The organism is Dactylosporangium sp. CA-139114, assembly GCF_050955725.1.
Taxonomy (GTDB): Bacteria; Actinomycetota; Actinomycetes; order Mycobacteriales; family Micromonosporaceae; genus Dactylosporangium.
Window position 1 is genome coordinate 5,127,854 of the sequence record NZ_CP192080.1, and the last position, 19,441, is coordinate 5,147,294.

The 19,441-nt window shown below is 75.0% G+C and carries 17 protein-coding genes; 10 read left to right on the forward strand and 7 right to left on the reverse strand.

Annotated features, from left to right (window positions below; translation table 11 throughout):
* Positions 1 to 756: a DeoR/GlpR family DNA-binding transcription regulator gene (locus tag ACQP2P_RS22590; RefSeq protein WP_433603879.1), complete on the reverse strand. Its 756-nt coding sequence runs from the start codon at positions 754 to 756 to the stop codon at positions 1 to 3.
* A 73-nt stretch (positions 757 to 829) separates the two neighbouring features.
* Here ACQP2P_RS22590 and ACQP2P_RS22595 point away from each other — a divergent pair, with 73 nt between their 5' ends.
* Entirely contained in the window at positions 830 to 2,032 is a 1,203-nt protein-coding gene (locus ACQP2P_RS22595; RefSeq protein ID WP_433603881.1) for an MFS transporter, read from the forward strand.
* Positions 2,033 to 2,063: 31 nt separating this feature from the next.
* Here the strand turns inward: ACQP2P_RS22595 and chrA are convergent, their stop codons facing one another.
* The 3 genes from chrA to ACQP2P_RS22610 form a co-directional block, all read right to left on the reverse strand.
* Complete coding sequence (gene chrA, locus ACQP2P_RS22600; RefSeq protein ID WP_433603882.1) at positions 2,064 to 3,206, reverse strand: chromate efflux transporter; 1,143 nt, start codon at positions 3,204 to 3,206, stop codon at positions 2,064 to 2,066.
* Positions 3,191 to 3,907 carry an ArsR family transcriptional regulator gene (locus ACQP2P_RS22605; protein WP_433603884.1) on the reverse strand — a complete coding sequence of 239 codons (717 nt, stop codon included), beginning with the start codon at positions 3,905 to 3,907 and terminating at the stop codon, positions 3,191 to 3,193. The genes chrA and ACQP2P_RS22605 overlap by 16 nt, the downstream gene beginning before the upstream one ends.
* A gap of 75 nt (positions 3,908 to 3,982) precedes the next feature.
* Complete coding sequence (locus ACQP2P_RS22610; protein WP_433603885.1) at positions 3,983 to 4,255, reverse strand: DUF6223 family protein; 273 nt, start codon at positions 4,253 to 4,255, stop codon at positions 3,983 to 3,985.
* 194 nt (positions 4,256 to 4,449) lie between these two features.
* Between ACQP2P_RS22610 and ACQP2P_RS22615 the strand changes: the two genes are divergently transcribed.
* Complete coding sequence (locus tag ACQP2P_RS22615; RefSeq protein ID WP_433603886.1) at positions 4,450 to 5,532, forward strand: sensor histidine kinase; 1,083 nt, start codon at positions 4,450 to 4,452, stop codon at positions 5,530 to 5,532.
* Complete coding sequence (locus ACQP2P_RS22620) at positions 5,529 to 6,200, forward strand: response regulator (RefSeq protein WP_433603887.1); 672 nt, start codon at positions 5,529 to 5,531, stop codon at positions 6,198 to 6,200. Before ACQP2P_RS22615 ends, ACQP2P_RS22620 begins: the two co-directional genes overlap by 4 nt.
* Here ACQP2P_RS22620 and ACQP2P_RS22625 read toward each other — a convergent pair.
* The 3 genes from ACQP2P_RS22625 to ACQP2P_RS22635 form a co-directional block, all read right to left on the reverse strand.
* Entirely contained in the window at positions 6,172 to 7,059 is an 888-nt protein-coding gene (locus ACQP2P_RS22625) for a glycosyltransferase family 2 protein (RefSeq protein ID WP_433603888.1), read from the reverse strand. The genes ACQP2P_RS22620 and ACQP2P_RS22625 overlap by 29 nt on opposite strands.
* 42 nt (positions 7,060 to 7,101) lie before the next feature.
* Complete coding sequence (locus tag ACQP2P_RS22630) at positions 7,102 to 7,266, reverse strand: hypothetical protein (RefSeq protein ID WP_433603889.1); 165 nt, start codon at positions 7,264 to 7,266, stop codon at positions 7,102 to 7,104.
* Between the two features lie 89 nt (positions 7,267 to 7,355).
* Complete coding sequence (locus ACQP2P_RS22635; RefSeq protein WP_433603891.1) at positions 7,356 to 9,515, reverse strand: discoidin domain-containing protein; 2,160 nt, start codon at positions 9,513 to 9,515, stop codon at positions 7,356 to 7,358.
* A gap of 261 nt (positions 9,516 to 9,776) precedes the next feature.
* Between ACQP2P_RS22635 and ACQP2P_RS22640 the strand changes: the two genes are divergently transcribed.
* The 7 genes from ACQP2P_RS22640 to ACQP2P_RS22670 all read left to right on the forward strand — a co-directional run bounded on the left by ACQP2P_RS22640 (position 9,777) and on the right by ACQP2P_RS22670 (position 19,440).
* Positions 9,777 to 10,628 carry a DUF1996 domain-containing protein gene (locus ACQP2P_RS22640; RefSeq protein WP_433603892.1) on the forward strand — a complete coding sequence of 284 codons (852 nt, stop codon included), beginning with the start codon at positions 9,777 to 9,779 and terminating at the stop codon, positions 10,626 to 10,628.
* Positions 10,629 to 10,710: 82 nt separating this feature from the next.
* On the forward strand, positions 10,711 to 11,394 hold the full coding sequence (locus tag ACQP2P_RS22645) for a hypothetical protein (RefSeq protein WP_433603894.1): 684 nt from the start codon (positions 10,711 to 10,713) through the stop codon (positions 11,392 to 11,394).
* Between the two features lie 85 nt (positions 11,395 to 11,479).
* A complete protein-coding gene (locus ACQP2P_RS22650; RefSeq protein WP_433603895.1) occupies positions 11,480 to 14,044 on the forward strand; it encodes an MGH1-like glycoside hydrolase domain-containing protein in 2,565 nt (854 codons plus the stop codon).
* Positions 14,041 to 15,924: an amylo-alpha-1,6-glucosidase gene (locus ACQP2P_RS22655; protein ID WP_433603897.1), complete on the forward strand. Its 1,884-nt coding sequence runs from the start codon at positions 14,041 to 14,043 to the stop codon at positions 15,922 to 15,924. Before ACQP2P_RS22650 ends, ACQP2P_RS22655 begins: the two co-directional genes overlap by 4 nt.
* Positions 15,925 to 15,998: 74 nt before the next feature.
* Positions 15,999 to 18,173: a xanthine dehydrogenase family protein molybdopterin-binding subunit gene (locus ACQP2P_RS22660; RefSeq protein WP_433603899.1), complete on the forward strand. Its 2,175-nt coding sequence runs from the start codon at positions 15,999 to 16,001 to the stop codon at positions 18,171 to 18,173.
* Positions 18,170 to 18,973 (forward strand): FAD binding domain-containing protein, encoded by an 804-nt coding sequence (locus tag ACQP2P_RS22665; protein WP_433603900.1) that lies wholly within the window; start codon positions 18,170 to 18,172, stop codon positions 18,971 to 18,973. Before ACQP2P_RS22660 ends, ACQP2P_RS22665 begins: the two co-directional genes overlap by 4 nt.
* Positions 18,970 to 19,440 carry a (2Fe-2S)-binding protein gene (locus tag ACQP2P_RS22670; protein ID WP_433619217.1) on the forward strand — a complete coding sequence of 157 codons (471 nt, stop codon included), beginning with the start codon at positions 18,970 to 18,972 and terminating at the stop codon, positions 19,438 to 19,440. The genes ACQP2P_RS22665 and ACQP2P_RS22670 overlap by 4 nt, the downstream gene beginning before the upstream one ends.
* The last annotated feature ends 1 nt before the right edge of the window (position 19,441 follow it).

A 19,441-nucleotide genomic window follows, 5' to 3' on the forward strand; every position in this document is an offset into this window, starting at 1 on the left:
TCAGACCCTCCGCACGACGGTGCCGGCGGCGGTGAGCGCGTCGGCGTCGTCCTCGGCCGCGTCCTCGGTGGTGACCACGAGGCTGAACGCGGACACGGGCGCCACGAACGCCAGCGCCGTGCGGGAGAGCTTGGCGGGCTCGGCGACCACGATGACGCGGTGGGCGGAGGCGATGATCGCGCGCTTGATCGCCGCGTCGGCGAGGTCGTAGGCGGTCATCCCGGCGGCGGTGAGGCCGCAGCAGCCGAGGATCGCGGTGTCGAAGCGCAGCGCGGCCAGCGAGGCCTCGGTGAGCGGCCCGGTGAGCGCGAGCTCGTCCGGGCGCAGCTCGCCGCCGGGGAGCAGCAGCCGGAGCTGGGGGCCGCCGGCGAGCGCGTTGGCCGCGTGCATCGACAGCGGCATGACGGTGATCCGGCGCGGGACGAGCAGGCGGGCGACCTCGAGGCAGGTGGTCCCGCCGTCGACCACGACGGCCTCCCCGTCGGCGATCAGGTCCGCGACCGCCTCGGCGATGCGCCGCTTGGCGTCCAGCCCCTCGTGCGTGCGCACCGCGAACGGCGGCTCCTCGCCGCGCAGCGTGAGGGTGCGCGCCCCGCCCCGGTAGCGTTCGATCAACCCCTGGTCGGCCAGCTGCTCCAGGTCCCGGCGCACGGTCATCTCGGAGGTGCCGGTCAGCTCGGCCAGCCGCGGGACGCCGAGCTGACCGGCGTGCCGCACGGCCTCGAGGATCCGCCGGTGGCGATCGCTGAGCGTCATGCCGCCATTGAACACCACTGGCGCGGTAAAGACAACGTTTCGAACGCGGATCTTGTTTGTTATGTTCGTTGCCATGTTCGCCTCGATCGCCGCCGCGGTGCCCACCCCGCCCGCGGTCCGCACCGCCACCGCCGCGACCTACGCCGCCTTCATCGGCTCGGGCTTCGCGTTCGCCAGCTGGGCCGCCCGCATCCCGCAGGTCCGTGACCGCCTCGGGCTCGACTCGGCCGCCCTCGGCCTGGTCCTGCTGGCCATCGCCGCCGGCTCCCTGGTCGCGCTCCCGCTGTCCGGGCCCCTGGTGACCCGCTTCGGCTCGGCCCGGATCGTCGGCACCATGGCGGTCCTGCTCGGCGTCGGGCTCGTCGTCGCCGCACTCGGCGCGCAGGCCGGCGTCGCCCCGGTCGTCGCCGGCCTGGCACTGCTCGGCTTCGCCAACGGCGCGTGGGACGTGGCGATGAACGTCCAGGGCACGGTGGTGGAGCGCCACCTCGGCCGATCGGTCATGTCCCGCTTCCACGCCGGATTCAGCCTCGGTACCGTAGCCGGCGCCCTCGTCGGCGCGGTCATGATCGCCCTGCGCGTCCCCGTGGCCGTGCACCTCGTCGCCGTGGCCGTGCTCGTCGTGCTCGTGGTCACCTGGCAGGCGCGGCGCTTCATCGCCGGCCACGGCCCCGGCGAGCCCGCCTCGCCGGAGTCCGCCCCCGGCGGCGCCCTGGCCGCGTGGAAGGAGCCCCGCACGCTCCTGATCGGCCTGTTCGTGCTCGCCTTCGCCTTCGCCGAGGGCGTCGGCAACGACTGGATCAGCGTCGCCGCGATCGACGGCCACCACGTGTCGGCCGCGCTCGGCACCATCGCCTTCGCGCTCTTCCTGACGGCGATGACCGCGGGCCGCTGGTTCGGCCCCCGGCTGCTGGACCGCTACGGCCGCACCGCGGTCGTGCGCGTCCTGGCCGTGTTCGGCATCGCGGGCGTGGCCCTCTTCGTGTTCGGCCCCGGCCCGGTCTACGCCTACGCCGGCACCCTGCTCTGGGGCCTGGGCGCCTCGCTGGGCTTTCCGGTCGGGATGAGCGCGGGCGGCGACGACCCCCGCAAGGCCGCCGGGCGGGTGAGCGTGATCGCCTCGATCGGGTACTGCGCCTTCCTCGGGGGGCCGCCCATCATCGGGTTCCTCGGCGATCACATCACCGTGCTGCGGGCCTTGACGGTGGTGGCGGTGCTGCTGGCGGTGGCGGCGATGATCGCCACGACGGTCCGCCCGCCCCGGCCGTCGCGCTGAGCACTGCCCACCGCGACCGGCCCACGGATGATCACCCCAGCGGGCCGCCGGACAGGACGATGACCGTCCCGGCCGCGGCGGCGCCCAGCAGGGTCAGGACGGGGCCGCGGCGCAGGGCCAGCAGGAGCACCGCCGCCGCGGCCAGCACGAACCACTGCCAGGTCTGGGTGAGGGTCAGGGCCAGCGGGATCGCCGAGCCCAGGATGGCGCCGACCGCGGCCGGGGCCGCGCCGTCCAGGAAGGCCCGCACGGCCCGGTTGCCGCGCAGGCGGTCGAAGCGGTGGGCGCCCAGCAGGATGAACGCGAAGGACGGGCTGAAGGCGACGATCGAGGCCAGCACGCCGCCGCCCAGCCCGGCGGCGGCGTAGCCGACCACCGCCACCGTCTGCACGACCGGGCCCGGCGTGATCTGGCCGAGGGCGACCGCGTTGAGGAACTGGGCGCCGGTCATCCAGTGGTAGTTGTCGACCGCGTCGGCGCGCATGAGCGGGATGATGACGAAGCCGCCGCCGTAGGACAGGGCGCCTACCTTGAGCGCGACCCAGGCCACCGGCAGCAGGACCCCGCCGCCGAGGCCGGTCATCGCCAGGGCCGGGGCCGGCGGCCGGCGCGGGGCGGGGACCCGCTGGGCCAGCAGCTCGACGATGCCCGCGACGACCAGCAGCAGCACCAGCCACGGGCCGATGGTCGCGGCGGCGACGGTGCCGGCGAGGAGGTACAGGATCCATCTGACGCGGCTGCTCTGCTGCGGTGCTCGCCGCCATCCCGCCGGGATCAGGCTCACCCCGGCCTGGACGGCCACGGCGGCGACCGCGGCGCCCGCACCCGCGCCGGCGGCCTTCACCCACGTGGGCGGGTTGCCGTGCAGGAACAGCACGGCCAGGGCCAGGATCACGATCAGGCCCGGGACGATGAACGCGGCCCCGCCCACGAGCGCGCCCAGGCGGCCGCGGACCCGCCAGGCGCAGAAGATGGCCAGCTGGGTCGAGGCCGGGCCGGGCAGCAGGTTGCACGCCGCGATGGCGTCCTCGAACTCCTGCGCGCCGATCCACCGGCGATCCTCGACGCAGAGCCTGCGCAGCAGGGCGATGTGGGCCGGGGGGCCGCCGAAGCCGAGGCAGCCGATGCGGCCCCACTCCCGCAGGACGGTGGCGAGGCCTACGTCGTCGCGCATGTGTGCAGAAAGTGGTCGAGGCGCTCGGCGATCTCGCCGGCGGCGCGGTCGAATGCGGGGCGGCCGTCCGGCTCGGCGGACGGGTCGGGCATGCTCCAGTGGATCTTGTCCGGGTGCCCCGGGAACTCGGGGCAGACCTCGCGGACCCTGTCGCACAGGGTGATGACGTGGCCGAAGTGCCGGCCGGCGAACTCGTCCAGGTGTTTCGGGCGCGCGGTGCTCAGGTCCAGCCCGCGCGCGGCCATCGCGGCGATCGCGTCCGGGTGGACGGGCTTCGGGCGGCTGCCGGCGCTGTGCGCGGCGATCGTCCCGTGCGAGCGGTCGCGCAGCAGGGCCTCGGCCATCTGGGATCGGGAGCTGTTGCCGGTCAGGAACAGCACGCTCGTCGGGCCCGGCGCGGCGGGTCGCGGCGCGACGTAGCGCAGGGCCGGGTGCAGCGCGCCTCCCGCCGCGGCCAGCTGCGCGCCGCAGCGGGTGAGGTCCAGGCGGTAGTAGATGTCGCGGGCGTCGGCGGCGCTGCGGCGGGACCGGACCAGCTCGGCGCGGCGCAGGTGACCCAGATGATACGAGACCAGGCTCTGCTGCTCGCCGAGCAGCGCGGTCAGCTCGCGCACCTGGCGGTCGCTGCGGGACAGCTCGCCGAGCAGCCGCCACCGCAGCGGGTGCGCCACGGCCTGCAGGAACGGGGGCAACTCCGCCACGCCCGCAGGATACATCAAATCAGTTTGATGCAAATCCCCCGGCGTCCGGCCCGGATCACCTCGGCCGCGCCGGGTTCACGCGAGTCGCCGGCGCCGGGCGATGACGCCGAGGACGATCGCGGCCAGCCCGAGCACCACGGCCACGCCGGCGCCGACGACGCCGTTGCCGGTGCCCGGGCCGCCGTCCGCGGTCGCCAGCATGATGACGCCGGTGATCAGGCCGGCCGCCCCGGCCGCCAGGGCGACCCTCGCCCCGCGGCCCGCCCGGCTCAGGGCCCGCACGCCGATGACGACGGCGGCCAGCGCGACGATGGCGGCCAGGGTGGCCACGGCCCGGTCGACGGTCATGGTCGGCTCCTTCACTTGCGGGAATGGGATGGCTCCGATCCTGGCCGCCGGGGCGGCCGCGGCGCATCGGCCCGGGGGCGGCTTCACGCGGTGCCGCGGCCGCGGCAGATGCCGGTCGTCTACTGCGCGCGCAGTAGTCCGATGCGGTCCGCGCGGACGAGTCGCCCGCGCCCGGGCCCGGCTAAGGTGCCCGCATGGGCCGCATCTCGGACTGGGGCATCGCCGTCGGCGTCGCGGCGATCCTGCTGATCACCGGGGTCGCCGAGCACCGTCCCGGTCCCGCGGCCGGCTACGCGCTGCTGGTCGCCGGCGGCCTCGCCCTGGCCGCGCGCCGGCGGGCGCCGGTGCCCGTGCTCGTCGCGACCGGCCTGTGCGCGGTCGGCTATCACGCGGCCGGGTTCGACGTGTTCGCCGTCGCCTACCTCGTCGCGGTCTACGCCGCCATGCGCGCCGGCCGCCGGGCCGCGACCATCGCCGTCAGCGTGGCCATGCTCGCCGCGCTGCCACTGGCGGCGCTGGCCGCGGGTCAGAGCACCGGCGCGGCGTTCGCCGAGTCCCGCGGTGTGCTCGAGCTCGCGTGGCTGATCGCCGCCGGTGCGGCGGGCGAGGCGCTGCGCCAGGCCGAGCGGCGGGCCGACGAGGCCGAACGGACCCGCGAGGAGATCGCCCGCCGGCGCGCCGACGAGGAGCGGCTGCACATCGCCCGCGAGCTGCACGACTCGCTCACCCACCAGATCTCGGTGATCAAGGTGCAGGCCGAGGCCGCCGTCCACGTGGCGCGGAAGCGGGGCGAGCCGGTGCCGGACGCGCTGCTCGCGATCCGCGCGGCCGGCCGGGAGGCGGCCCGGGAGCTGCGCGCGACGCTCGAGGTGCTGCGCGACGACGACGCGTGCGGGCCCAACGGCCTCGAGCACGTCCCCGCGCTGATCGAGCGGGCCCGGGCCGGCGGCGTTGAGGCGACGCTGAGCATCGAGGGCGAGCGGGCCGGCCTGCCCGCCGCGCTGGAGCGCACCGCGTACCGCATCGTCCAGGAGGCGCTCACCAACGTCGCCCGGCACGCGCCGGCCGCGACCGCCTCGGTCACCATCGAGTACCGCCCCGGGCTGCTCGGCATCCGCGTCGTCGACGACGGCACCGCCACCCCGGCCGCGCCCGTCGCGCCCGGCGTGGGCCTGCTCGGCATGCGGGAACGGGTGACCGCGCTCGGCGGCTCGCTGCGGGCCGGGCCGCGCCCCGAGGGCGGCTTCGCGGTGCACGCCGAACTGCCCGTCGCGTGATCCGCGTGCTGCTGGCCGACGACCAGCCCCTCATCCGCAGCGGGTTCCGCGCGCTGCTCGACGCCGAGGACGACATCGAGGTCGTGGCGGAGGCCGGCGACGGCGGCGCGGCGGTGGCGCTCGCCGCGCGGCTGCGGCCCGACGTGGTCCTCGTCGACGTGCGGATGCCCGTGGTCGACGGGCTCGAGGCGACCCGGCGCATCGCGGCCGACCCGGGCCTGGACGGGGTGCACGTGGTGGTGCTCACGAACTACGGGCTCGACGAGTACGTCTTCACGGCGTTGCGCGCCGGGGCGGCCGGCTTCCTGGTCAAGGACATCCTGCCCGAGGACTTCCTGCACGCCGTGCGGGTCGCGGCGCGCGGCGACGCGCTGCTGGCCCCCTCGATCACCCGCAAGCTCATCGACCGCTACGTCACCCAGCCCCCGCTGGACCGGGCCACCGCCGCGCTGGCGGGGCTGACCGCCCGCGAGCGCGAGGCCGTCACCCTCGTGGCGCACGGCCTGGCCAACGACGAGATCGCCGCCCGCATGACGATCAGTCCCGTGACGGCCAAGACGCACGTCAACCGGGCCATGACCAAGCTGCACGCCCGGGATCGCGCGCAGCTCGTCGTCATCGCATACGAGTCCGGCCTGGTCAGTCCCCGCGGGCGGGACGCTCGATGATCGCCCGGCCGCCGTGCTCGGCGGCGGCCAGCAGCGCCAGCTCGAACTCGACCTCGGCGGGGACGCAGCGGCGCCGGGCCAGGGCGCGCGGGAGCCGGCCGAGCAGCGGCCAGGCGGCCGGCCGGGCGGTCGCCAGCACGTCGCGGGTCGCCTCGACGGCGACGCGCACCGGGCGGCGCATCCACGCGGTCAGGGCCCGGTTGCGCAGGGCCAGAAGGCGTTTCGCCGCCTCGGCGGCCGGGTTGGGCTGCGGGTGGTGGTGCGCGACGACGTCGTCGCAGTAGGCGAGGCCGTGCCCCGCGGCGCGCAGGTCCAGGGCGACCCGCGCCTCCTCGCCCATGAAGAACACGACCGGGTCGAAGCCGCCGCAGGCCAGGAACGCGTCGCGGCGCACGACCGCGGCGCAGGCGAGGAAGCCGAGCACGGAGGGGCCGGGCAGGTCGGGGGCGGTGCCGAGCGGATCGCGGGCCATGGAGGCCGACATCGGGTCGAGCCGCTCCCGTGGGCCGACGAGCGTGCGGGCCGCGACCAGGGCCAGGCGCGGCGCGGCGTCGAGGTGGCGGGCGGCCCGGGCGAGGGCGCCGGGCGCCCACCAGGAGTCGTCGTCGGCGAACGCGACGTAGGCCGTGCCGGCCGCCGCGGCGCCGTGGTTGCGGGCGACGGCGCCGAGGTTGCGGCCGAGCGGCAGGTGGCGCACGTGCGGGTAGGCGGTGGCGAGCATGCCGGCGGTACCGTCGCTGGAACCGTTGTCGGCGACGATGACCGGCGGCGGGTCGGCCTCGCGGTGCAGCGCCCGCAGCGTGCGCTCGAGTCCGGCGCACCGGTTGCGGGTGGCGATCACGACGGAGACGGCGGGCATGGGGCCCGACTGTCCCGCGCCGCCACGCGTAAACGTCGCGGGTCAGTCCGGCGGTCCGAGAGGCGCCCCGGTGGTGACGGCATCGGGTTCGCCGTTGAGCGGGTCGAGGGCCGGCGGTTCCCGATCGGCATCCCGGTCGAACTCGTCGGTGTCGTCGGGGGAACCGGGATCCACGAGGTGGCCGGTGTCGTCGTTCGGCAGCGTCATACCGCCTCGCCTACCCAGCGCGGGTGAGGCGAAACGGTCATGTGCCGTGCGGCGCCCGGCGGCCGTCCGGCCGCCGGGCGCCCGGGCCGTCACGGGTAGCTGACCACCGTGTGCGGCGTCACCTTGCTCGGCAGGGCGGCGTCACCGGTGTCGTTGATGACGTGGGTGATGGAGCCCTTGCCCAGCGACACGGTCAGGAGGTCGTGGAACTTGACGCCGGCGTTCACCGGCGCCTCGAACGAGTGGTACGCGGCGATCGACGGGTCCGTCGTGAAGACGCAGTAGCTGCCCATGCCCCACGCCTCGTGCGAGGTGACCGTGTCGGCGACCTTGTAGGCGGCGTAGCCGGTGATCCCGTCGTGGGACCAAGCGGCGGCCGACGGCGGGTCGTAGGGCAGCTCGTTCTGCAGGAAGATGGTCTTGCCGCCGTTGCCGTTCCAGATGACGTTGTACTTCTCGAAGTGCTCGACGAACAGGCCGTAGGCGGTCACGTTCTGGCCGTTGACGATGAGCCCGGTGTCGGAGGGGTTGGAGGTCCAGCCCGCTCCGGCGCCGTGGTCGGCCCGCCAGGCCCAGATGTGGTCGATGATCGTGTTGTTGTTGTTGACCACGAGGGCGTTGGTGACCTTGGCCGCGCCCGCGCCGCCGACGCGCAGGAACACGTCGGAGATGAGGTTCGGGGCGCCCGCGTGGTTGCCGGTCGCGCCGTTGGGGCCGACCTGCAGCAGCGCCGGGGAGTTCGTCGGGCCGGCGTCGAAGAGCAGGCTGGCGATCTTGACCCCGTCGACGTCACCGACGGCCATCGGCAGCGCGCCGTTGTCCGCCACGATCGTGGCGTAGCCCAGGCCCAGGACCACGGTGTTCGCGCGGTTGATGTTCACCGTCGAGCTCAGGTGGTACACGCCGGGGGTGAACAGCAGGTTCAGGCCCTGCGCGACCGCCTGGTTCAGCGTGGCGGCCGTGACGCCGGGCTTGGCCACGTAGAACTGGCTCAGCGGCAGCGACGTGCCCGGGGTCTGGCCGTTGATCCAGGTCGCCCCGCTGCTGTTGGTGCGCAGCGACGGCACGAACACCCGGTAGCCCGACGCGTCGGCGTAGAGGTACGGCTTCTCCTGCGTCACCGGCGACGTGGGCAGGGTCGTGATCGGGGGCGAGGGGAAGCTCGTGGCCGGGGCGCCCTGCACGCCCGAGAACACCATGTTCCACAGCGCCCCCTTCCAGCTGCCGATGGTGGAGTCGCGGGTGAACCACTGCTGCTGCGAGCACGGGCTGATCTCCCCGCTCACCCGGCTGTCGGCGATGTAGCCGCCCGACGCCCACCCGCAGTTCGGGCTCGCGAGGGTCATCCCGCCGTGCACGTCCATCCGGCGGAACGGCGCCGCCTGGGCCACCGCCCACCGGTCCCGGCCCGACACCGGGTAGACCGAGAGGTTCTCGGCCGAGCGCCAGAAGTTCTGGGTCGCGTTGCCGGCCATCCAGCCCGCGTCCACGGTGATGTCCCCATGGATCTGCACGTCCTGCGGGTTCTGCCCGAGGCCGTTGATCGACGTGTAGAAGCCCAGCTGCGCGTTGAGACCCGAGTACGAGCCCGGCTTGAACAGCACCTGGTAGCGCTCGGTGCCGAACTGGTTCGTCTCCTGCTGGGTGAAGATCTGGTCCAGGCGCGCCTGAATCGTGGCCGAGGACTGGCTCGGGTCGAAGACCACGACGTTCGAGCCGAGGTCACCGCCGCCGGGCAGCTGGGGGCCGCCCGGCTCGCCCGCGTAGACCGCGAACTCGAAGAGCGAGTAGCCGTACTGGGTCGCACGAGCGGTGCCGTACATCCGGATGAACCGGCCCGAGCCGTCGACCGGCAGGGTCTCGGTGCCGCCGGCGCCGGTCGTGGTCGAGTAGATCGGGGTCCAGCCGTTCACCCCGTCGGCGGAGACCTCGACGCGGTAGGCCTTCGCGTACGAGCGCTGCCACGTCAGCACGACCTGGCAAATCTGCGTCGTGGCGCCCAGATCGATCTGGATCCACTGTGGATCGACGCCGTGCGCGCTGGACCAGCGGGTCGAGGCGGATCCGTCCACGGCCTTGGCCGCGGCGAGAGTCGCGTTCTCGGCCGAGGACGCGGACGCGGGACGGTTGAGGGCGACGTTGGTGGTACCGCAGGCCGGCGCGGCGACCGCCGGTCCGACCACGACGACGAGTGCATACGCCAGCAGCGCCGCGGCGACGGCGGCTAAGGCGACGAACGAGCGTTTCATGGCATCTCCAAGGCAGGCTCCATCGCCGCGCGGCGCTGGCGGGCGGCGCGTGGAGGCGGGGGCGGATGACTGGACCGTAGGCCCGCCGCGCCCGGCCGGACAATCGTTTGCCACGAGTTGCCAAATCGATCAACGGCGCTCCACTGTGGACCACGACTTGGCATGGCAACTCGATGGCAAACGCTTTCCTGGGGGATTCCGGCGCTGCTACGGTCCGCAGCTATCAATTGCCGATGCTCGATTCACCGCCAAGGAGTCGACATGAGCATCCGAAGCGTGCTGCCGCTGTCCGTCGCAGCACTCGCCCTCGCCGCGGTGGCCGCCGTCGCCGGACCGGCCCTCGCCGCCGACGACCCGCCCCGCGCCCAGTACCACGAGATGCACGCCAACTGCACCGTGAACCACACGCTGAGCGACGACCCGATCGTCTTCCCGGGCCTGCCCGGCGCCTCGCACAACCACTCGTTCATCGGCAACCCGGCCGTGAACGCGAGCTCCACCCCGCAGTCCCTGGTCGGCGGGGCCACCTCGTGCGAGGACACCCTCGACGCGTCCGGCTACTGGTTCCCGACCCTGCTGCAGCGCGGCGTGCCGCTGCAGCCGGACAAGCCGACCGTCTACTACAAGTCCGGCGTCAAGGACTACCGCACCGTCAAGCCGTTCCCGGCCGGGTTCAAGCTCCTCGTCGGCGACGCGAAGACCCCGGACGTCGCCCACTTCACCGGCAACTGGCAGTGCACCGGCTACAAGGGCGCGGACATCCCGCCGTCCTGCCCGCCGGGCTCGACCCTGCAGGTGCGCCTGGTCGCCCCGAGCTGCTGGGACGGCGTCCACCTCGACACCGCGGACCACAAGTCCCACATGGCGTGGCCGGTCTCGGGGGTCTGCCCGGCCGACCACCCCGTCCCGCTGCCGATGCTGGAGATCAAGCTGCCGTACCCGCTGAACAACGGCGACACCGGCGGCCTCGTCTACGCCTCGGGCCCCAGCTACACGTTCCACTACGACTTCATGAACGGCTGGGACGCCGCCCGCCAGCGGTACCTCGTCGAGTACTGCATCAACGGCGGCCGGCAGTGCAACGGCTTCGGTGAGGATCCGAAGAAGCCGTGACGCGCCGATCGGCTCGGGGACCGGCCGTGCCCGTTCCCCGAGCCGTCACCGCCCGGAATGTCCGGGACGGTAGGGTTGTCAGGTGACTGACGACGTCGCGCGGCCCGGCATCGCGCCCGGCGCCCGGAGGCGGTCCGCGGGGACGATGGTCGCCGAGCTGTACGGCGAGCTCGCCCCGCACCCCGGCGCCGAGCCGGACGCCTACGGCCTGTTCCTCACCCGCTCCCTCGCGATGGGGTGGCTCGACGACACCTCGGCCGGCGGCGGCGCCGAGGACCGCATGACCCGCGCGCCCGGCCTGTGGTGCGTGAACGACGCGGGCTGGACGCACCCCGACGCCGGGCCGGGCCTGGTCGCCTGGTTCCAGGTGGACGTCACCGCCCCGGCCGGCGACCGCCCGCTGCCCGTGCAGCCGTTCCTGAGCTGCGCCGTCGACGCCGTCGCCCGCGCCGGCACCGCCGAGGTGACCGCGGTGCGCCTCGAGCTTCCGGTCGGCGGCATTGACCCCCGCACGCGCCCGCCCTACGCGCCGGTGCCCGCGCTGCGCACCGCCGGCTGGTTCGAGGCGGCCGCGGCGTGGACGGCGGTGCGGCTCGACGCGGGTCCGGCGAGCCTCGAGGGCCTGCACGTGTACCGCGACGGGCGGCTCGCCGAGTGGTCGGCCGAGGCGATCGGCTGGCTCGCCGAGGTGCTCGCCGACCGGGCCGCCTGGGCCGGTGTCCGCGCGCCGCTGAGCCTCGAGGTCAGACGGGTCGATCCCTGGTGATCGAGGCGGGTCGCTGCCGTGGACCCGCGGGCGGTCATTCGCGCCGGGTGTCGGCGCCCGTGCCGCGAGCTGGTCCGCTGGATGCATGAGCAATCCGGAGCGGGAGCGGATGGCGGAGGTCGGCCGGCCCGAGGACGGGCTGGCGCAGGCGAGCCCGTGGTACCGCTGGGGTCCGTACCTGAGCGAGCGCGCCTGGGGCACGGTGCGCGAGGACTACAGCGACGGCGGGGCGGCGTGGGAGGCGTTCCCGCACGACCACGCGCGGTCGCGGGCCTACCGGTGGAGCGAGGACGGGCTGGGCGGGATCTGCGACGCGCAGCAGCGGCTGTGTTTCGCGCTCGCGTTCTGGAACGAGCGGGACCCGATCCTCAAGGAGCGCATCTTCGGGCTCACCGGCACCGAGGGCAACCACGGGGAGGACGCCAAGGAGTACTGGTGGTACCTCGACGCCACCCCGAGCCACAGCTGGCTGCGGTGGCGCTACCACTACCCGCAGCGGGCGTTCCCGTACGAGGACCTGGTGGCGCAGAACCGGCGGCGCGGCCGGGAGGAGCCCGAGTACGAGCTGCTGGACACCGGCGTCTTCGACGACGACCGGTACTTCGTCATCGAGGCCGACTACGCCAAGGCCGACCCGGACGACGTGTGCGTCAGGGTGCGGATCACCAACGCCGGCCCCGAGCGGGCGCCCCTGCACGTGCTGCCGACGCTGTGGTACCGCAACACCTGGTCCTGGGACGACACGCCCCGGCCGAGCCTCGAGGCCCGGGGCGACGCCATCGGCGCCGCAGGCATGACCCTGCGCGCCGAAGGCAGACCGCCGCAGCTGTACTGCGACAACGACACCAACGCCGAGCGCCTCTTCGGCGCCGGGTCGGCGGTGCGCTACCCCAAGGACGGCATCAACGACCACGTCGTGCACGGCGCCGACACCGTGAACCCGGCCCGCACCGGCACCAAGGCCGCCTTCTGGTACCGGCTCGCCGTCGAGGCGGGCGAGACCGTCGAGCTGCGGCTGCGCCTGTCCGAGCGCCCGGACGGCCCGGCCTTCGACGAGGTGTTCCGGCAGCGGCAGCGGGAGGCGGACACGTTCTACCGCGAGCTCGCGCCGGCCGGGACGAGCGACGAGGACGCCCGCATCATGCGGCAGGGCTTCGCCGGGATGATCTGGGGCAAGCAGTTCTACCACTACGACGTGGCCCGCTGGCTGGCCGGCGACCCCGCGCAGCCGCCACCCCCGCCGGCGCGGCGGCAGGGGCGCAACGCGGGCTGGCGGCACCTGGACGCGGCCGACGTGATGTCGATGCCGGACCCGTGGGAGTACCCGTGGTTCGCCGCCTGGGACTCGGCCTTCCACGCCGTCGCGCTCGCGCACCTCGACCCGGCCTTCGCGAAATACCAGCTGACGCTGCTGTGCCGCGAGTGGTTCCAGCACCCCAACGGCGCCATTCCCGCCTACGAGTGGGCGTTCGAGGACCTCAACCCGCCGGTGCAGGCCTGGGCCGCGCTGCAGGTGTACGACATCGACGGCCGGCGCGACCGCCTGTTCCTGCACCGGGTCTTCTCCAAGCTGGTGCTGAACTTCACGTGGTGGGTGAACCGTGAGGACGCCGACGGCCGGAACCTGTTCGAGGGCGGGTTCCTCGGGCTGGACAACATCGGGCCGATCGACCGGTCGCATCTGCCGCCGGGCTACCGTCTGGAGCAGTCCGACGCGACGGCCTGGATGGCGTTCTACTGCCTGAGCCTGCTGGAGATGGCGCGCGAGCTGGCCGCGCACGACCCGGCGCTGGACGACCTCGTCATCAAGTTCCTCGAGCACTTCGCGCTCATCACCGAGGCGATGGGCGGCCAGGAGCTGTGGAACGAGGAGGACGGCTTCTACTACGACGTGCTCCGCGCGCCCGACGGCTCTTCGGTGCCGCTGCGGGTGCGCTCGATGGTCGGCATCATCCCGCTCTTCGCCACCAAGGCCCTGCGGGAGGAGGACTTCCAGCGGGTCCGCTCCCGGTGCCGAAGCTTCGCCGACATCCCCGCCGAGCACGTGATCCACGCCGACGGCGGCGGCCGGTTCGTGGGCGTCGGCGTGGCCGGCTCCGGCCGGGTGCGGCGGGTCCTGCCGCACCTGTTCGACGAGGAGAGCTTCCTGTCGCCCTACGGCCTGCGCGCCCTCTCGCGCTGGCACGCCGAGCACCCGTTCCGCCTGGAGCTGCCCGGCTGGAGCGCGAGCGTGGGCTACGAGCCGGCGGAGTCGACGACGGGCATGTTCGGCGGCAACTCCAACTGGCGGGGTCCGCTGTGGATGCCGCTGAACTACCTCGTGCTGCGGACGCTGGCGGACTACGACGCGAACCTCGGCGGCGGGGTGAAGTTCGAGTACCCGACGGGGTCGGGCCGGATGCGCACGGCCGGGGAGATCGCCGAGGACCTGCGGCAGCGGCTGCTCTCGCTGTACCGCCGCGGGCCCGACGGCCGCCGTCCCGCGCACGGCTGGGCCGGCAAGCTCCAGCACGACCCGAACTGGCGTGACAACCTGCTGTTCTACGAGTACTTCCACGGCGACAACGGCGCCGGGCTCGGCGCGATGCACCAGACCGGCTGGACCGGCCTGCTCGCCGAGCTCGTGGCGCGCCCGGGGGTGCGCCGGTGATCGCCTTCGGCCGCCAGGTCTGCGGCGACCTCGACGCGGCCAGCGCGCGCGAGTGGCTGGTGACCGACGGGCTCGGCGGCTACGCCATGGGCACCGTCTCGGGCCTGCGCACCCGCCGCTACCACGGGCTGCTGGTCGTCGCCGAGCCCGGCGGCAGCGCCCGGCGGCTCGGCCTGGCCGCGATCGAGCCCGTGGTGCGCATCGGCGATGCCACGGTGCGGCTGGCCACCGACGAGTGGGCGGGCGGCAGCGTCGACCCGGCCGGTTACCGGCACCTGGCCGAGTTCCGCATCGACGAGGGGGTGCCGCGGTGGCGCTGGGATCTCGGCGACGTGGTCGTCCAGCGCGAGGTCGCGATGGCCCACGGGCGGCCCGCGGCCGGCGTGCTGTTCACCGTCGTGCGCGCGCCGCACGAGATCACCCTGCAGCTCACGGCGCTGTGCACGTGGCGGGACGCGCACGGCGAGCGCACCGCGCACGGCGAGCCCGCGGTCACCGCGGCCACGGACGGGTTCGTGTTCGAGGACGCCTACCGGGTCACCGGGCCGGACTGGCGGCCCGGCGGGGACTGGTACCGCGGCGTCTACGCCCGCGAGGAGGCGGCGCGGGGCCTCAACCCCGTCGAGGACCTGTGGGCGGCGGGGCGCTTCGAGGCCGAGCTCGCCCCCGGCGGTACCGCCGGGATCACCGCCGCCGCGATCCCCTTCGACGGGGTCCTGCCCGCCGCGGCCGGCCTCGTCGCCGCCGCGCGCAAGCGGGCCCGCAAGCTCGTGCGCCAGGCCGGGGTCCGGGATCCCGCCGGCCGGCAGCTCGCGATCGCGGCCGACCAGTTCGTCGTGGACACGCCGACCGGTCCGTCGGCGGTCGCGGGCTACCCGTGGTTCGGCGAGTGGTCGCGCGACCTCATGATCTCGCTCGAGGGCCTGTTGCTGTCCACCAACCGGCACGCCGACGCCCGGGCGGTGCTGCTGCGGGCCGGCGCCACGGTGTCGGAGGGCATGCTGGCCAACACCGCGGACACCGGCACGCTGGAGTACAACACCGCCGACGCGGCGCTGTGGTTCGTGCACGCCATCGGCCGCTACGCCGCGGTCACCGGCGACCTCGACACCGTCCACGCCCTCGCCGGCCCGGTGGTGGAGATCCTGACCCGCCACCGCGACGGCACCCGCTTCGGCATCGCCGCCGACCCGGCCGACGGCCTGCTGACCCAGGGCAAGCCCGGCTTCGCGCTGACGTGGATGGACGCGCGGGTCGACGGCCATCCGGTCACCGAGCGGCGGGGCAAGGCCGTCGAGATCAACGCCCTGTGGATCTCCGCGCTCGCCTCCGCCGCCGAGCTGCTGGGCTCCGCCGACTTCGCCGCGTACGCCGACCGGGCCGCGGCCTCGTTCCGCCGCCGGTTCGTGCGCCCCTACGGCGCCGGGCTCTTCGACGTGGTCGACGGGCCGGCCGGGGACGATCCGGCGGTACGGCCCAACCAGCTCCTGGCCGTGTCGCTGCCGCACGCCCCGATCCGCGACGCGGCCCCGGTGTCGGCCTGCGCCCCGCTGCTCACGTCGCTCGGCCTGCGCTCGCTGGCCCCGTCGGAGCCCGGCTACCGGGGCGTGCACCGCGGCGGCCCGGCCGAGCGCGACGCCGCCTACCACCAGGGCTGCGTGTGGCCGTGGCTGATCGGCCCCTACGCCGACGCCTGCGCACGCCTGGGCCTGCCGACGGCCGGCCTGCTGGACGGCCTCGAGCTGCACCTGGACGAGTGGGGCCTGGGCTCGGTGTCGGAGACCGCGGACGGCGACCCCCCGCACGCGGCCACGGGCTGCCCGTTCCAGGCCTGGTCGGTCGCCGAGCTCCTGCGAGCCCGGCGGCTGCTCGCGGCCTGAGGCGGGGCCGCTACCCGCCGGGGCGCCGCCCATGTCCGCCGTTTGCGCGATCGCGGCGCGGGTAGGCGGCCGGCGTGATCGGTGCGCGCCTGCGACGGCGAGAGGACGGGCGCCTCGTGCGCGGGGCCGGGCAGTACGTCGGTGACATCCGCGTGCGCGGGTGCCTGGACGCGGCGTTCGTGCGCAGCCCCGTCGCGCACGGCGAGCTGCGCGGCGTCGACCTGAGCCGGGTGCGGGCCGTGCCCGGGGTCGTGGCCGCGTTCGCCCACGCCGACCTGCCCCACCTGCCGCCGACCCCGCCGATGCTGGACCCCGCCTCGATCGAGGGCCGCCCGTGGCCGCCGCTGGCCACCGGCCGGGTGCGGTTCTACGGCGAGCCGGTGGCCGTCGTGGTGGCCGGTGACCGCTACCTGGCCGAGGACGGGTGCGACGCCGCGATCGTGCGCGTCGACCCGCTGCCGGCGCAGCTCGACCCCACCGAGGCGGCCGCCGGCGGCGTGGAGCTGTTCGCCGGGCTGAGCAACGTGGCCGCCGAGCGCGAGTTCGGCACGCCCGCCGACGAGGGCGTGTGGCGCGACGCCGCGATCGTGGTCGAGGCGCTGTACCGCCAGCAACGGCTCGCCCACACCTCCATCGAGCCCCGGGCGATCCTGGTGCGGCCCGAGGCGGACGACGGGCTGACGGTCTGGGTGTCGCACCAGGCCCCGCACCGGCTGCGCCACGACCTCGCCGAGGCGTTCGCCCTCGAACCGGACCGGGTGCGGGTGATCGTGCCCGACGTCGGCGGGGCGTTCGGGGGCAAGAGCGAGACCTGGCCGGAGTACCTCGCGATCGTCGCCGCCGCGCGCCGGCTGCACCGCCCGGTGCGCTGGCTCGAGGACCGCCGCGAGGCGCTGGGCGGGCCGCCGCACGGGCGCGGGCAGCACCAGCGCGTCCGGCTCGCCGCCGACGCCGACGGGCACATCCTCGCCTACGAGCTGCACATCGACGCCGACGTCGGGGGCTACCCCCACACCGGCGCGTTCGTGCCGCTGGCGACGTCGATGATGGCCACCGGCGCCTACCGGATTCCGAGCGCCCACGTGCGCACCCGGGCCGTGGTCACGAACGCCGCGCCGACCGCCCCCTACCGCGGCGCCGGCCGGCCCGAGGCCGCCTTCGCGATCGAGCGCACCGTCGAGCTCCTCGCGCGCCGGCTCGGCCTCGACCCGGCCGAGGTGCGGCGGCGCAACTTCATCCGCGCCTTCCCGTACGAGACGCCGACGGGGTTCACCTACGACAGCGGCGACTACGCGGCCGCCCTCGAGGTGGCGCTGCGCGAGCTCGGGATCGAGCAGTGGCGCGCCGAGCAGGCCCGCCGCCGCGCGGCCGGTCAGTGGCCGATCGGCATCGGGCTGTGCACCTACGTCGAGCGCTCGGGCGTGGGGGAGGAGTTCGGGGCCGTCGAGGCGCGCCCGGACGGGACGTTCGTCGCGCTCAGCGGCTGCTGCGGCACCGGCCAGGGCCACGAGACGTCGTTCCCGCAGGTGGTCGCGGACGTGCTGGGCGTCGACCCGGCGCTGGTCCGGCTCGTGGAGAAGGACACGGCGGTCGTACCGTCCGGCGTCGGCTCGTTCGCCAGCCGCTCGATGCAGACGGGCGGGGCCGCGCTGCACCGGGCCGCGACGAAGCTCGTGGCCACGGCCCGGCGGCGGGCCGCCGAGGCGCTGGGCGTGCCGGTCGCCGAGGTCGAGTACCGCGCCGGCGCGCTCGTCGCGGGCGGGCGCTCGGTCCCGCTCGCCGAGCTGGCCCCGCTGCGGGCGCAGGACACGTTCGGCCCGCCGGAGGCGTTCCCGTTCGGCGCGTACGCGGCCGTCGTCGAGGTCGACCCGGAGCTCGGCACCGCGCGGGTGCTCGACCTCGTCGCGGTCGACGACTACGGCGTCGTGGTGAACCCGCTCATCGTGGACGGGCAGGCCCGCGGCTCGATCGTGCAGGGCCTCGGCCAGGCGCTCTACGAGGGCGTGCGCTACGACGCCGACGGCCGCCCGCTCACCCTGAGCCTGCTGGACTACCTGCTGCCGACCGTGGCCGAGCTGCCGCCGGTGCGCCTCGCCGAGACGTGCACCCCGAACCCGAACACCCCGCTGGGTGCCAAGGGGGCGGGGGAGGCCGGCTGCATCGGCGTGCCCCCGGCGGTGCTCAATGCCGTCGCCGACGCGCTCGGGCTCGACGATCCGCAGGACCTGCGCATGCCGGTGGTCCGGTGAAGCCGGCGCCGTTCGACTACGTGGCCGCGCGCAGCGCCGCCGAGGTCCTCGACGCGCTGGCCGACGGCGGGACCCGGGTGCTCGCCGGCGGGCAGAGCCTGGTGCTGGAGATGCATGCCCGCGCCGCCCGGCCCGCCCGCCTCGTGGACATCAACCGGGTGCCCGGCTTCGACCGGCTCGAGGTCGTCGGCGACGAGCTGCGGGTCGGCCCGCTCGTGCGGCACCGGGCGTTCGAGTCCGGCCGCGTCGGGGGTCCGCTCGGCTCGCTGCTGCGGCGGGTGGCGCGGCACATCGCGCACCCGCCGATCCGGGCGCGCGGCACGATGCTCGGCAGCCTCGCGTACGCCCACCCGGCCGCCGAGTGGCCCGCGGTCGCCGTCGCGCTCGACGCCCGGCTGGAGCTCGCGAGCGCCACCGGGAACCGGATCGTCGCGGCCGCCGACTTCTGCACCGGGCCGTTCACGACCGCGCGGGAGGCGGGGGAGCTGCTGCTGGCGGTACACCTGCCGCTGCTGCCGCCCGCAACGGCCGTCGGATTCGTGGAGCACCGGCGCACCCAGGCGAGCTTCGCCACCCTCGCGGCGCTCGCGGCGGTGACGGTCGCCGGCGGCCGGGTCACCGCCGCCCGCATCGGCCTGGTGAACGCCGCCGACCGCCCGGTGCGCGCCGCCGCCGCGGAGCGGGCACTGGCGGACCGGCCGTTCGACGACGCGGCGATCGACGGCGCCGCCGCCACGCTGGGGCATCCCGCCGGCGTGCTGGTGCGGCGCGCGCTGCGCCAGGCCCGCAACGGGGGCTGAGGGTGCGCGTCACGCTGACCGTCAACGGCGAGGCCTTCGAGCTCGAGGTGCCGCCGCGGCGCACCCTTGCCGACGCGCTGCGCGAGCAGTGCGGGCTCACCGGCACCCACCTCGGCTGCGAGCACGGCGTCTGCGGGTCGTGCACCGTGCTCGTCGACGGCGAGGCGGTGCGCTCGTGCCTGATGTTCGCGGTGCAGTGCGACGGCCGGGCCGTGCGGACCGTCGAGGGCCTCGAACACCCGCTCCAGGCCGCGTTCTCGGCCGAGCACGCGCTGCAGTGCGGGTTCTGCACGCCGGGGTTCCTGATGCTCGTGGCCGGTGCGCTGGAGTCGGACCCCGCGGTCCTCGACGATCCGCGGCGGCTGCGGGAGCTGCTGACGTCGAACCTGTGCCGGTGCACCGGCTACGAGGGGATCAGGCGTGCGTGCGAGAGCCTGCGCGGGCTTCGCCCGCCGCCACCGGGCTGAG

What these genes read in the sequence shown, in the direction of transcription:
- ACQP2P_RS22625 (WP_433603888.1), bottom strand. Translation starts at nt 7,059, where the DNA reads ATGCCCGCCGTCTCCGTCGTGATCGCCACCCGCAACCGGTGCGCCGGA.
- ACQP2P_RS22615 (WP_433603886.1), top strand. Translation starts at nt 4,450, where the DNA reads ATGGGCCGCATCTCGGACTGGGGCATCGCCGTCGGCGTCGCGGCGATC.
- chrA (WP_433603882.1), bottom strand. Translation starts at nt 3,206, where the DNA reads ATGCGCGACGACGTAGGCCTCGCCACCGTCCTGCGGGAGTGGGGCCGC.
- ACQP2P_RS22640 (WP_433603892.1), top strand. Translation starts at nt 9,777, where the DNA reads ATGAGCATCCGAAGCGTGCTGCCGCTGTCCGTCGCAGCACTCGCCCTC.
- ACQP2P_RS22610 (WP_433603885.1), bottom strand. Translation starts at nt 4,255, where the DNA reads ATGACCGTCGACCGGGCCGTGGCCACCCTGGCCGCCATCGTCGCGCTG.
- ACQP2P_RS22595 (WP_433603881.1), top strand. Translation starts at nt 830, where the DNA reads ATGTTCGCCTCGATCGCCGCCGCGGTGCCCACCCCGCCCGCGGTCCGC.
- ACQP2P_RS22590 (WP_433603879.1), bottom strand. Translation starts at nt 756, where the DNA reads ATGACGCTCAGCGATCGCCACCGGCGGATCCTCGAGGCCGTGCGGCAC.
- ACQP2P_RS22650 (WP_433603895.1), top strand. Translation starts at nt 11,480, where the DNA reads ATGAGCAATCCGGAGCGGGAGCGGATGGCGGAGGTCGGCCGGCCCGAG.
- ACQP2P_RS22630 (WP_433603889.1), bottom strand. Translation starts at nt 7,266, where the DNA reads ATGACGCTGCCGAACGACGACACCGGCCACCTCGTGGATCCCGGTTCC.
- ACQP2P_RS22635 (WP_433603891.1), bottom strand. Translation starts at nt 9,515, where the DNA reads ATGAAACGCTCGTTCGTCGCCTTAGCCGCCGTCGCCGCGGCGCTGCTG.